The following is a 12446-nucleotide window of genomic DNA, read 5'->3' as shown; positions in this document are numbered from 1 at the left end:
AAAGACGTGCGGCCTCAGAGACTCTCTGAGGCCGCACGTCTTTAAGAGTTGCGCCAGGTGGCGGGGCCGGGGCGCGGCGGCGCGCCCGGCGGGTGGGGGGTCAGAGGAGTTCGACGACGCCGGTGTCGAGGTCGTAGACGGCGCCGACGATCTGGGCGCGGCCGGCCGCGGTGGCGGTGGCGAGCCGTTCGGCGAGGCTGAGCTGCTCGACGGTACGGCTGACGTGGCGGCGCAGCGCCTTCTGGTTCACCTGCGGGTCGTTGAGGCCCGCCTCGGTGACCGCCGGTGCGATCTGGTCCACCAGGTAACCCATGAACCCGTCGGGCCGGCTGCCGGTGCGCAGCGCGTCGACGGTCGCGGCCACCGCGCCGCAGCGCTCGTGCCCGAGCACCATCACCAGCGAGGCGTGCAGCTCGGCGACGGCGAACTCGACCGAGCCGACCACGGAGCGGTCCAGCACGTGCGCGCCGGAGCGGACCACGCAGATGTCACCGAAGTTCTGGTCGAACACGGCTTCCAGCGGCACCCGCGAGTCGATGCAGCCCAGCACCACCGCGTACGGCTCCTGGCCGCTGGACTGCGCGGCCGCCTCGCCGACATGGTGGCCGTATCGGGGGCGTCCGGCCGCGAAGCGGCGGTTGCCGGTCATCAGGTCCGCCAGCGCCTCTGCTGGCCCCCGGCGTTCGCCGGGCATCGTCACATCACGATCCGACGGCGCGGTCCTCGACTGCGTCATGATTCAAGGGTCGCTGGTGAAGCCCCGCCACGGGAAGGTTACTCGGAAGTAGTGCGACCCTTCTCACGGACTTGAGCGCGAAACACGCACCCCGACCGGCCGCGAACCCGGCGCGGCGAGCCGCGACACGCGGCGCGTCTGAGCCCGTGATCCGACACCTCCGGCGGCCCCTTAGGGAGTTCAGCCGGGTGCGACGGGGTCCCCGGTCGGGTATCTTTCGAGCGTCCCGTGAGGTCACTACGGGCGATGACGCTCGGAGAAGGGGTGGCCGGTGGAGTTCGTCGGAGCATGGCTGGAGACGCTTCCGGCGGTCGCCATCTACCTCCTCGTCGGCCTGGTCATCGGGACCGAGAGCATGGGCATCCCGTTACCCGGCGAGATCGTGCTGGTCAGCGCCTCGCTGCTCGCGGCCACCACGGATCACATCTCACCGTGGGGCGTGGCCGTCGGCGCCGCGATCGGCGCGATCGTCGGCGACTCCATCGGGTACGCGATCGGCAAGCGCGGCGGCCGCCCGCTGCTGGAGCGCCTGGGCCGCCGCTTCCCGAAGCACCTGGGCCCGGAGCAGATCGTGCGGGCCGAGGCGATGTTCGGGCGCTGGGGCACCTGGGCGGTGTTCTTCGGCCGCTTCATCGCGCTGCTGCGCATTCTGGCGGGCCCGATGGCCGGTGCGCTGAAGGTGCCGTACCGCAAGTTCCTGCTGGCCAACGCGGGTGGCGGGCTGGTCTGGGCGTTCGGCACCACGTTCGCGATCTACGCGCTGGGCGCGGTGGCGGAGGCGTGGCTGAAGCGCTTCTCGTGGGCGGCGCTGATCCTGGCCGTGGTCTTCGGCCTGGGCACCACGTGGTGGTTCAAGCACCGGGCCAAGAAGTCGCTGGTGGAAGCCGCCGCGGACGAGACGGTCGAGGTGCTGGGCGCCGACGAGGTCGACCACCCGACCGACGCGGGAGCCGCCGCGAAGGAGCGGGTCGGCTGACCTCCAGCCTATCCGGTGGGGCCGCGCGTCACATCGGCCCGGTGATCGATCTTCCGGTCGGAGGCAGCCCGTACCCTATCGGGGCACCATCGCCATACCCGGCCCAGGAGACGCATGTCTGACAACACCCTGCACGACGAGATCGCCATCGAGCAGCAGCACGTGGACCGTGTCTACGCGCGGCTGGCCCGACTGCGCGCCGACGCCGCGAAGGCCGAGGCCGACGGCTATCAACTCGCACGGGTCGGCACGTACGGGTCGCTGGTCGAGCGCGACGCGATGGTCTTCCACGCGGCGCGGCGGCGGCACGCGTTCGACGCCGAGCACGAGGGCCTGGTCTTCGGCCGCCTCGACATGCACCCCAGCCGCGTCGAGCCGGACGAGGCCGCGGCCGACCCCGAGGCGGCGGGCTGGGACGAGCGCCCCCGCTACATCGGCCGGCTCGGCGTGCGTACCGAGGAGGCGGAGCCGCTGCTCATCGACTGGCGCGCGCCGGCCGCGGCGGCCTTCTACCGCGCGACCGCGGCCCAGCCGCTGGGCGTGATCCGCCGCCGGATGATCTCGTCGTTCGGCGAGAAGGTGACCGGCCTGGAGGACGACCTGCTCGACCCGTCGGCCGCGCCCGAGGGCATGCGGGTGGTCGGCGACGGCGCGCTGCTGGCGGCGCTGAGCCGGGCCAAGGGCACCGGCATGCGCGACATCGTGGCGACCATCCAGCACGAGCAGGACCTGGCGATCCGCTCCCCCGCGTCCGGGGTGACCGTGGTCGAGGGCGGTCCGGGCACCGGCAAGACCGCAGTGGCCCTGCACCGCGCGGCCTACCTGCTGTACTCCGACCGGGCCCGGTTCGCCGGTGGCGGCGTGCTGATCGTCGGCCCGTCCCCGGTGTTCGTCGAGTACATCGAGACCGTGCTGCCCTCGCTCGGCGAGGACACCGCGACGCTGAAGTCGCTCGGGCAGCTCGTGCCCGGGTTCAGCGCCACCCGCGAGGAGACCGCCGCGGTCCGCGCGATCAAGGGCTCGACGCGCATGCGGCGGGTGCTGCGCCGTGCCGCCGAGGACGCCCCGCCCGGCTGCCCCGACGGCCTGCGCCTGCGTTACCGCGGCGAGTGGCTGGAGCTGAACTGGCGGCAGGGCGAGGACATCCGGCGGCGGATCGGGCGCGGTAACCGGCGCAACGAGATCCGTGCGAAGGCGTTCGGCGCGGTGCTGGACCTGCTCTGGGAGCAGATGAAGGCCAAGCAGCCGCGGCTGGAGCAGGCCCGGTTCGACGAGGAGCTGACCGAGCACGAGGGCTTCCGCGCCTTCCTCAAGGCATGGTGGCCGCTGGTGCGCCCCGAGCAGGTGCTGGGCTGGCTGGCCGACCCGCAGCGGCTGCGCCGGTACGCCGAGGGCTCGCTGTCGAACGAGGAGCAGCGCACGCTGGTGCGGGCGCTGGCACCGCTGCGCGAGCAGGGCCCCAGCATCGACGACGTGCCGCTGCTCGACGAGCTGCGGGAACTGATCGGCGAGAAGCCCAAGCCGCGGGTACGCCGGCGCGAGGCGTACACGGTGGGCGGGGTGCGCGAGGTGGCGACGGCGTACGAGCGCTCGCGCGCCGCGTCGGCCGCCGCCCCTCGGGAGAACGACTACCGCGACTACGCACACGTCGTCGTCGACGAGGCGCAGGACGTCACGCCGATGCAGTGGCGCATGATCGGCCGGCGCGGCCACGCGGCGAGCTGGACCGTCGTCGGCGATCCCGCGCAGTCGGCGTGGATCGGCAGCGCGGGCGAGGTGGCCCGCGCCCGGGACGAGGCGCTGGGCAGCCGTCGGCGCCACCCGCACCAGCTCACCACCAACTACCGCAACTCGACGGAGATCTTCGAGGTCGCCGCCGAGGTCATCCGCAGGGTGTCCCCGGACCTGCCGCTGCCCAAGGCCGTACGCACCACCGGCGTCGACCCCGTGCACCGGATCGTCGACCGCGCGAACCTCGACGACGCGGTCCGCGACGCGGTCGCGGCGCTGCTCACCGAGGTCGAGGGCACCGTCGGTGTGATCACCCCCGACGCCCGCATCCGCGACCGCATCACCGCCCGCCTGTCCGAGTGGGACATCGAACGCCTGCGCGTCGTCACCGCGCTGGCCGCCAAGGGCATGGAGTACGACGCCGTCGTCCTCGTCGAACCCGGCCTCATCGACGCCGGCACCGACGCCGGCCGCCGCACCCTGTACGTGGCCCTCTCCCGCGCCACCCAGCGCCTCACCACCCTCGCCACCCGCCCCTGGCGCTGAAGGACGAAGGAAGGGCACCTTCACAACGCTCCGCGTTGTAGAAGGTGCCCTTCTTAACCTTTTCCGGCCTGCGCCGCAGGTCAGGCTGCCGCACCGGCTGCGCGGCGCATCGTCGCAGCTCAGCGCGGGTGGGATGTTAAGAAGGGCACCTTCTTTAACGCGGAGCGTTAAGAAGGTGCCCTTCCTTTGCCCCGACCCTGTCAGCGCCAGGTGTCGGGATAGGAGGCGGTGCAGGGGGTGGTGGGGGTGGTGCGGGAGCGGTTGGGGTCGCTTTCCCAGGTGACGGTGCCGGCGGCGTCCTTCTTGAGGTACTTGTAGGCGAAGGTCGTGTTCGTCGGCAGGGTGATGGTGGCGGTCCAGACCGGGTAGGTCGCGCTGGACAGGGCGATCGCGTTGGCCGTGTTCCAGTTGCCGAGCGCCGGGATGGAGCCGACGACGTAGACGTTCTGGCCCCAGGTCGTGGTCGCGTTGACGGAGAACGCGGCGGCGATCGAGGCGCAGGACGAGCCGGTGGGCGACGGGCTCGGCGAGGCCGACGGGGACGCCGTGGGCGACGGGGTGGTGCCGCCCGCCACGTTCCAGGTTTCGGCCCAGGTCACCGCGCAGGTGCCGGTGGGCACGGTGCGGCTGCGGTTGGCGATGCTCTCCCAGGTGACGGTGCCCGAGGCGTCCTTCTTGATGTACTTGTACTCGAACGCCGCGCCCGCGGGCAGGTTCACCGTGGCCCGCCAGACCGGGTACGCGGTGCCGGACATGGCGACCGCGTTGGCGGTGTTCCAGGAGCCGAGCTGGGCGATGCTGCCGGCGATGAAGACGTTCTGGCCGGTGGTCGTGGTGGTGTTGGACTCGAAGGTGACCGCCACGCTCGTGCAGGCGGTGCCGCTGGGCGTCGGCGACGGCGTGCCCGACGGCACCGTGCCGACCAGCGCCCCGGTGTAGATCGCCAGCGCGCCGTTGGCGGCGACGGTGGCCGTGGCCTGGCCGGAGCCGTTCACGGTGACGGTGCCGCCGGTGCAGGTCCCGGCGGTGAAGTCGCCGGTGGCGACGTTGCAGTACACACCCGCGGGCAGCCCGGTGCTGAAGGTGGTGCTCCACGCGGCGCCGTCGCGGTTGAACGCGGCGAACCCGACGTTGCCCCGGCCGAACGCGATCCGCGACGACGACGGCGAGGTCCAGTTGGCGACCCCGGTGCCGGTGACGGCGTTGTGGAAGCCGACGAGGTTCGCGACCACGGTCTTGCGGTGCTCGCACTCCCAGCCCGAGCCGCAGGTCACCTGGTTGGTGACGCCGTTGCCGGCGGCGGGCGGCCCGGCCTCGTTGTTGCTGAACGTGAAACTGCTCATCAGCTGCGGCGTGCCGTACGGGTAGACCAGGCTGAACGCCGCCGCCAGCGCGTGGGTCTGCCCGCTCTTGTACGTCAGCCGCGCCCGCCCGTTGCGCTGCGTGTCGTGGTTGTCGATGAAGTTCACCGCGTCACCGGAGCCGAGGGCCATCTGCGCGGCGAGGTTGTTCAGGTTGGACAGGTTCGCGTCACGGAACGCGTTGCCGACGACGTCGCCGTACCGGAACTCGGTCACGTCCCCGATCCCGGCGTACTCCCCCGGCGGGAACGCGCTGTCCTCGATCACCTCGTGGAAGACGTACGGCGAGCCGCTGACGCCGCCGAGGATCGCCTGCAGGTCGGCGAACGGCATGTGCTTGGCCGCGTCGACCCGGAACCCGTCCACGCCCAGCGACACCAGGTCGTTGAGGTACGCGGTGAGCCTGCCGCGCACGTAGGTGGTCTCGGTGGCCAGGTCGGACAGGTCGACCAGCTCGCAGTTCTGCACCTCCCACCGGTCGCCCCAGGCCACGATGTCGTCGTTGCCGTTGCGCCCGCAGTGGTGGAAGTCCTGGTTCTGGTAGATGCCGGGGTAGCTGTAGTGCGAGTAGGTGGAGCCGTTCGAGCCGGTGCCGGTGGACGCGCCGCCGGCCATGTGGTTGACCACCGCGTCGACGTAGATCTTCACGCCGGCGTTGTGGCAGGTGGTGACCATGTTCGCGAAGGCGGCACGGTCGCCGCGGCGGCTGACGAGCTGGTAGCTGACCGGCTGGTAGTCCTGCCACCACGGGTAGGACTGGCCGCTGAGCACGACGTGCTCCTGCGGCGGGGACACCTGCACCGCGCCGAAGCCCTTCGGGCCGAGCACGGTGGCGCACTCGTTGGCGATCGAGGCCCAGGGCCACTGGAACAGGTGCACGATGACGTCGCGGTTGCCCGGGTTGGCGTCCGCTTTCGCCGGGACGAGGTCGGGGGCGGCGGGTCGCAGCAGCGCGACCGCGGTGAGCGCGGCGGCCAGCAGCACCGAGGCGAGGGCTGCGGCGAGGGGGCGGGTGCGGGTGGACACGAGTCTCCTCCTGGGTCAGGGAGGGTCGGGGGATGGAAACTCTTGCGCAAGGTTTCACGGATGTTAGCCCCGCGTTGACGCGGCGTGAAGAGCATCGATGCGCCGGATTTACCGTACAAATCGGAGATCATGAGGGTTCCGTTTGCAGCGTCGATCATCGACCGGACGCATCGGCGCACGCCGAGGCCATCGATCGCGGCCGCAGCACTGAAAAATCTTTCAAAGATTCTTCCAGGCGTACGCCGTCGGAGTCCCGACAGCACCCACGCAGAGCGCGTGAGCGGGCACACATTGTCATCTACCGGACGGCATATTCGTTTTCATGATTGCGTCATCGCTTCTTACGGTGTGTGCACACCTCACACCGAGACGGAGAAAACCTTGTCTGCCAAGGAAAAGTCCGGGCACGCGATCGTGCTCGGCGCCAGCATCGGCGGCCTGCTCGCCGCCCGCGTGCTGAGCGAGTCGTACGCGAAGGTCACCATCTTCGACCGCGACGCGCTGCCCACCGACGGCGTCACCGGGCGCAAGGGCGTGCCGCAGGGCGACCACACGCACGGCCTGCTCGCCCGCGGCCGCCAGGTCCTGGAGGAGCTCTTCCCCGGCTTCGCCGCCGAGATGACCGCCGCCGGCGCGGTCCCCGTCGACGTCCAGGGCGACGTCATCTGGATCAACGACGGCCACCGGCTGGCCGCGAAGAACACCGGCCTGGCCGGGCTGGGCGTGACCCGCATCGGCCTGGAGGCGTACGTGCGCCGCCGGGTCACCGAGCTGCCCGGCGTGCAGCTGCTCGCCCGGCACGAGGCCGTCGGCCTGATCGCGAGCGAGGACCGCACCCGGGTCGTCGGCGCGCGCGTCCTGCCCGTCGGCGGCGACACCGAGCTGCGGCTGGAAGCCGACCTGGTGGTCGACGCCACCGGCCGGGGCAACCGGGGCCCGACCTGGCTGGCGGAGCTGGGCTACGACAAGCCCGCCGAGGAGCACGTGGACGCCAAGACCGTCTACATCTCGCGCGCCTACCGGCGTACGCCGGGTCAGCTCGGCTTCACCGCGGCCGTGATCAGCCCGTCGCCCGAGCTGCCGATCGGCGGCGTGGTGGTGCCGGTCGAGGGCGACCGCTGGATGCTGACGCTGATCGGCGTCGGCGAGGGCGGCACCCTGCCGGCCGACCCCGACGCGTACGCGGAGTTCGCCCGCCGGTTCGCGAGCGACGAGCTGCACCAGCTGCTCAGCACCTGCGAGCCGGCCGGGCCCGCGGTGCGGCTGCGGCTGCCGGTCAGCGTGCGCCGCCGCTACGAGCACCTGACCCGGCTGCCCGAGGGCCTGGTCTCCTTCGCCGACGCGGTGTGCAGCTTCAACCCGGCGTACGGCCAGGGCATGACCGTCGCCGCGGCCGAGGCGATGGTGCTGCGCGACTGCCTGCGCCAGGGCGGCGCGGGCCTGCCGAAGCGCTTCTACGCGGCCGCGTCGAAGGTCATCGACGTGCCGTGGGACATCGCGGTCGGCGCGGACCTCGGCTACCCCGAGGTCGAGGGCGTGCGCACCCGCAAGGGCCGATTCCTCAACGCGTACGTCGCCCGCCTGCACCGGGCGGCCGCCAAGCACCCCGAGGTCGGCCTGGCGTTCCTGGCCGTGGCGAACCTGATGTCCCCGCCGCAGCGGCTGTTCTCCCCCGGCGTGCTGGCCCGCGTGCTGTGGTCCGGCCGCGTCCGCACGTCCCGTCCCACGCTGGTCGCGCAGCCGACGCCGGTGCCCCAGGCGTAGCCTGCACCTGATCCGGTTGCGGAAGGCGGCCGGCCGAGCCGAGGTGCGAACGGCTCGACCGGCCGCCGGCACGTGCACCGCCCGGCGGCCGGGACCACGGTCCCGGCCGCTCAGAGAGTCGTGATCAGGCCGCCGTCGATGACGAAGTCCGCGCCGGTGACGTTGCCCGCCCGCGCGCCGGCCAGCAGCACCACCAGGTCGGCGACCTCCTCGGCCTCGGTGAACCGGCCGGTCACCGCCTGCGCGGCGACCTGCTTGGCCACCTCCTCCGCCGACACCCCGCTCGCCGCGCCGAACGACTTGGCGACACCTTCTTCGCCCACCCACAGCGGCGTGCGGACCGGGCCGGGGCTGACCGTGTTCACCCGGATGCCCTTCGGCCCGACCTCCTTGGACAGTGCCTTGGAGAAGTTCGTCAGCGCCGCCTTCGACGCGGTGTAGTCGATGATCGCGGGATCGGGCAGGAAGGCGTTGATCGAGCTCACCGTCACGATGCTGCCCGCGCCCCGGGCCAGCAGGTGCGGCAGCGCCGCCCGGGTGGTCCGGATCGCGGACAGCAGGTTGACGGTCAGCGACCACATCCAGTCCTCGTCGGTGACCGAGACGAAGCCGCCCAGCCGGGGCTTCACCCCGCCCACGTTGTTCACCAGGACGTCCAGCCCGCCGTACGCGGCGACCGCCTCGTCGATCAGGCGCTGCGGGCCGGCCGGGTCGGTCAGGTCGACGTCGACGGCGCGCACCGGGCCGTCGATCCCGGCCAGCTCGCCGGAGGTGTCCCGGGCCCCGGCGACCACGCTCGCGCCCTCGGCGACCAGCGACTTCACCACCGCCAGCCCGATGCCCTTGCTGGCCCCGGTGACCACCGCGACCTTGCCGCCCAGGTGCAGATCCATGACGCCTCCCCCGACGCGCTCCGGTTCAGGCTACGCGCGCCGAGGGCCGGCCATCCCGGGAACGGGCAGCTCAGTCGCCCTTGGTGCCGTCGACGAGCTCGCGTACCACGTCGAGGTGGCCGTTGTGCCGGGCGATCTCCTCGACCAGGTGGAACAGGATCCAGCGCAGCGTCGCGGGACGCCCGGCCCGGCGCAGGTCGCGTTTGGCGAGGGTGTCCAGGTCGAGCGAGTCGACGAGCTCGCGGTAGCGCTCGCTCTGCGCCTCGTACTCGGCGAGCAGCTGCTCGATCGGCACGTCGAGGGCGTAGGTGAACTCGCGGTCCGGCTCCTGCTCGGTCCACGGCCCGGCGTCCTCCTCACCCAGCAGCACCACCTGGAACCACGAGTACTCCACCCAGCGCACGTGGCTGACCAGGCCCTTGACCGTCATCAGCGGGGAATCCGGCAGCGGCGCCCTCCGCGCGTCGGAGTCGGTGATGCCCTCGCACTTGGCGCGCACGGTCGCGCGGGCGTAGTCGAGGAAGGTGGTCAGGGTGGCTCGTTCGTCCCAGGTGGCGGGCACGTCGGTTCGCGTCATGCCTGCGATGATGCTGGCCGGCCGGTGCCCTGTCGAACCGATAAGCCCGCCGCCGGAGCGGCACGGCGGCTCCGCGGCGAGCCGACCGGCTCAGGCCAGGGCGGCCCGCAACACCGCGGCCGTGTCCGCCAGCGACGGCAGTACCACGTCCGCGCCCGCCGCGGCCAGCTCGTCAGCGGTGCACGAGCCGGTCGCCACGCCGATGGCGAGCGCGCCGTTGGCCCGCGCCGCCTCGATGTCGTGCGGGGTGTCGCCGATGACCACCACCTGCCGCGCGGGCAGCACCGCGGTGTACTTGGCCTGCGCGCGCTCGTGCGCCAGCCGCACCAGCACCGCACGCACCCCGTCGTCGTTGCCGTAACCGCCGACCTCCAGGTCGATCGGCCCGAGCAGGTCGAACGCGGACAGCTTCTCGTACGCGGCCGCGCGGATGTTGCCGGTCACGACGGACTGCACCACGCCCGTCTCACCGGCCAGAGCGGCCAGCGCCTGCGCCGCGCCGGCCAGGGCCGCGCCGCGGGCCACCAGCTGCGGCCGGTGCGCCCGGGTGTGCTCGGCGAGATGCGTGAAGAACTCGGCCACGATCTCCGCGCTGACCTCGCGGCCGTGCCACTCCAGCGCCGTCGTGAAGATCCAGTGGTCGGTACGCCCGCCGAACTCCGGCAGCCGCGGCGGCTCGCTGCCCACCACCGCCAGGTACGCCGCGACGAACACGTCCCGCCCGACCTTGCCGCCGTCGATCAACGTGCGGTCGATGTCCCAGAGCACGAGCCGTCGCATCCCCCGACCCGACCACAGCCGCGACGCGCCTGTCAACCGGGCCGGGCGCTCCCACCAGGGGCGACGCCCGGCCCGATCGCGCCGGTCAGTGACAGGTCCAGCGCAGTCTCCGATACACGAGGTCGCGGTTCTCGCCCTCGCTCACCTGGAGCCCGGACAGGACGCGGGCATCCGGGCCGACCACGCCCACCATCAGCGGGGCGGTCCCCGTGACGTTCGACGGACGTGGCGTGTGACCCGGCAGGCCCGTCAGCCGGATCGCCACGTCACCGCGGACCAGGGTCGTCGTGTCGTCCGCCGCTCGGAGCACCGCCCAACCCTGAGGATTGACGGTGCCCTCCCCCCGATCGGGCACGGCCAGCCACTCGACCTCACCGCTGCCGAGCCGCCAGCGGGCCGGATAGGGGCGGATGTCCTCGCCCTCCCCGGTGATCAGCACACCCGAGGCCCAGCCGTCGGCGACCTGGAAGACCCGCGACGACTTCACCTTGACGCCGTCGATGGCCTCGGGCAGCGCGAGCCGCTGCGGCGAGCCGCCGGGCTGCCAGACGTACGCCCAGCCGGGGCCGGACCGCCGGAACGGCGTCTGCTCGAACCGGCCCTCGAACAGCTGTGTGACGACGGTGCCGTCGTCGGCTATCGCCGCGGGGTCGCCCGCGGTCATGCCGTCAGGCACGGGCAGCGGCACCGGTTTCGCGGTGTCGTTCGGCCAGGTCATCAGCAGGTTGCCCCGGAGCTGACCCACGATGACGCCGGCGGAGTTGATGCCGAGGCCGACCGCGCCCGGACCGAGCAGCCGTGTCGTGGTGCCGTCACGACGCACGACCCACGACTCCAGCTCCGCCTGCCCGGCCCGCAGCAGCACGGTCCCCGTCGAGCTGACCGCATTGATCCGGACGGCCCCCTTCGGCCATTCGCTGACCGCCCTGGGGCTGCCGTCCTCCCAGACGACCAGGAACTCGCGGCCCTTGCCGTCGGCGGCACGCGTCGCCTGAAAGCGGCCGCTGGGATCGGCGCCGAACTCGTGGTACGCGTCCCCGCGCAGGCCCGCCGGCATCGGCAGTTCGGCGGCGGTGCAAGCGGTCAGGGCGACCGCCGGCGGCGACGGGGTCGGCGAGGGCGGCACGGCCGGGCCGGACTCCGGGCGGGTGGGCAGCGTCAGGGCACCGGTGATCGACAATGCGACCACGGCGGCGATCCCGCCCACGCCCGCGAGGCGGCGGGTGTTGCGCCGCCTGCGGCCCAGCACCAGGGCCCGCTCGGTGACGTCGTAGATCCGTGCGCGGTCCCCGATGTCGGCCAGCAGTTCGTTCAGGTCGCTCATGCCCTCTCCTCGCTCCGCTCGTCGACGGCATGGCCGGGCCACCAGATCCGCTCGCTGTGCTCGCTCATGCCCATGCCTCCTTCGGCTCCCTGACCAGCACGTGCAGTTCCGGGGCCTGTTCGCGCAGCTTCTTGAGGGCGTACGACGTCTGGCTCTTGACCGTGCCCACGGATACGCCGAGGGCCGCGGCTGCGTCCGCCTCGGACAGGTCCTCGACGAAGCGCAGCACGATCACCGCACGCTGCTTTCGGGTGAGCTTGGCCAGCGCCTGCTCCAGCAGCAGGCGGCGCACCGTGTCGGCGGCCAGGTCGCGGCCGCCGCCGCCCTCCGGCGGCTCCGCCGTCGGCCACTCGGCGCGCAGGTGGCGGCCGCGCCGCCAGGCCGACACGTGCTCGTGGTAGAGCACCTTGCGCAGGTACGCGTCCGGCGCGCCGCCCGCCGACACCTTCGACCATCGTGACGCGATCTTGACCAGTGCGTTCTGCAGCAGGTCCTCGGCCGCGTGATGGTCGCCGGTCAGCAGGTACGCGATGCGCGACAGCCTGCCGAGCCGCGCGTGCACGAACTCGCGGAACCCGTCGTCGTCCGTCACACGTCACCTCCCCGTTCGTCTTCCCGACCTTCCGCCCCACCTACACGGCGGCGTACGGCGCACGGGTTGGAAAACCTACGGCAGAAGTTAAGAAGGGCACCTTCTACATCGCGAAGCGATAAGAAGGTGCCCTTCCTTTT

10 protein-coding genes are annotated in these 12446 nt (G+C 72.2%); 3 read left to right on the top strand and 7 right to left on the bottom strand.

What is annotated here, in order from left to right; all coding sequences use genetic code 11:
• Positions 1 to 100 precede the first annotated feature (100 nt).
• A complete protein-coding gene (locus Cco03nite_RS32615; protein WP_308440672.1) occupies positions 101 to 736 on the bottom strand; it encodes a carbonic anhydrase in 636 nt (211 codons plus the stop codon).
• A 271-nt stretch (positions 737 to 1007) separates the two neighbouring features.
• Here Cco03nite_RS32615 and Cco03nite_RS32610 point away from each other — a divergent pair, with 271 nt between their 5' ends.
• Positions 1008 to 1712 (top strand): DedA family protein, encoded by a 705-nt coding sequence (locus tag Cco03nite_RS32610; protein ID WP_239167844.1) that lies wholly within the window; start codon positions 1008 to 1010, stop codon positions 1710 to 1712.
• 114 nt (positions 1713 to 1826) lie between these two features.
• Positions 1827 to 3989, top strand: coding sequence for a HelD family protein (locus Cco03nite_RS32605; RefSeq protein ID WP_203697329.1), 2163 nt, complete (start codon positions 1827 to 1829; stop codon positions 3987 to 3989).
• 200 nt (positions 3990 to 4189) lie between these two features.
• On the opposite strand, the gene Cco03nite_RS32600 is transcribed toward Cco03nite_RS32605, so the two are convergent.
• Positions 4190 to 6376, bottom strand: a complete 2187-nt coding sequence (locus tag Cco03nite_RS32600; protein ID WP_203697327.1) for a carbohydrate-binding module family 20 domain-containing protein — start codon at positions 6374 to 6376, stop codon at positions 4190 to 4192.
• A 381-nt stretch (positions 6377 to 6757) separates the two neighbouring features.
• Here Cco03nite_RS32600 and Cco03nite_RS32595 point away from each other — a divergent pair, with 381 nt between their 5' ends.
• Positions 6758 to 8140 (top strand): NAD(P)/FAD-dependent oxidoreductase, encoded by a 1383-nt coding sequence (locus tag Cco03nite_RS32595; protein ID WP_203697325.1) that lies wholly within the window; start codon positions 6758 to 6760, stop codon positions 8138 to 8140.
• 110 nt (positions 8141 to 8250) lie between these two features.
• On the opposite strand, the gene Cco03nite_RS32590 is transcribed toward Cco03nite_RS32595, so the two are convergent.
• From Cco03nite_RS32590 to Cco03nite_RS32570, 5 genes are all read right to left on the bottom strand, one after another.
• Positions 8251 to 9033 (bottom strand): oxidoreductase, encoded by a 783-nt coding sequence (locus Cco03nite_RS32590; RefSeq protein ID WP_203697323.1) that lies wholly within the window; start codon positions 9031 to 9033, stop codon positions 8251 to 8253.
• Between the two features lie 70 nt (positions 9034 to 9103).
• A complete protein-coding gene (locus tag Cco03nite_RS32585; RefSeq protein ID WP_203697321.1) occupies positions 9104 to 9610 on the bottom strand; it encodes a DinB family protein in 507 nt (168 codons plus the stop codon).
• A 90-nt stretch (positions 9611 to 9700) separates the two neighbouring features.
• Complete coding sequence (locus tag Cco03nite_RS32580) at positions 9701 to 10390, bottom strand: HAD family hydrolase (RefSeq protein ID WP_203697319.1); 690 nt, start codon at positions 10388 to 10390, stop codon at positions 9701 to 9703.
• 85 nt (positions 10391 to 10475) lie between these two features.
• Complete coding sequence (locus Cco03nite_RS32575; RefSeq protein WP_203697317.1) at positions 10476 to 11714, bottom strand: hypothetical protein; 1239 nt, start codon at positions 11712 to 11714, stop codon at positions 10476 to 10478.
• Between the two features lie 64 nt (positions 11715 to 11778).
• Positions 11779 to 12306: a SigE family RNA polymerase sigma factor gene (locus Cco03nite_RS32570; RefSeq protein ID WP_203697315.1), complete on the bottom strand. Its 528-nt coding sequence runs from the start codon at positions 12304 to 12306 to the stop codon at positions 11779 to 11781.
• Between the last annotated feature and the right edge of the window lie 140 nt (positions 12307 to 12446).

Source organism: Catellatospora coxensis (assembly GCF_016862635.1).
GTDB classification, from domain to species: Bacteria; Actinomycetota; Actinomycetes; order Mycobacteriales; family Micromonosporaceae; genus Catellatospora; species Catellatospora coxensis.
The sequence above is the reverse complement of the archived record's forward strand: the minus strand, read 5'-3'. Positions and strand labels throughout refer to the sequence as shown.

Coding starts and splice junctions, on each gene's coding strand:
- Cco03nite_RS32590 (WP_203697323.1), bottom strand. CDS start 9,033: ATGGATCTGCACCTGGGCGGCAAGGTCGCGGTGGTCACCGGGGCCAGC.
- Cco03nite_RS32585 (WP_203697321.1), bottom strand. CDS start 9,610: ATGACGCGAACCGACGTGCCCGCCACCTGGGACGAACGAGCCACCCTG.
- Cco03nite_RS32605 (WP_203697329.1), top strand. CDS start 1,827: ATGTCTGACAACACCCTGCACGACGAGATCGCCATCGAGCAGCAGCAC.
- Cco03nite_RS32575 (WP_203697317.1), bottom strand. CDS start 11,714: ATGAGCGACCTGAACGAACTGCTGGCCGACATCGGGGACCGCGCACGG.
- Cco03nite_RS32615 (WP_308440672.1), bottom strand. CDS start 736: ATGACGCAGTCGAGGACCGCGCCGTCGGATCGTGATGTGACGATGCCC.
- Cco03nite_RS32580 (WP_203697319.1), bottom strand. CDS start 10,390: ATGCGACGGCTCGTGCTCTGGGACATCGACCGCACGTTGATCGACGGC.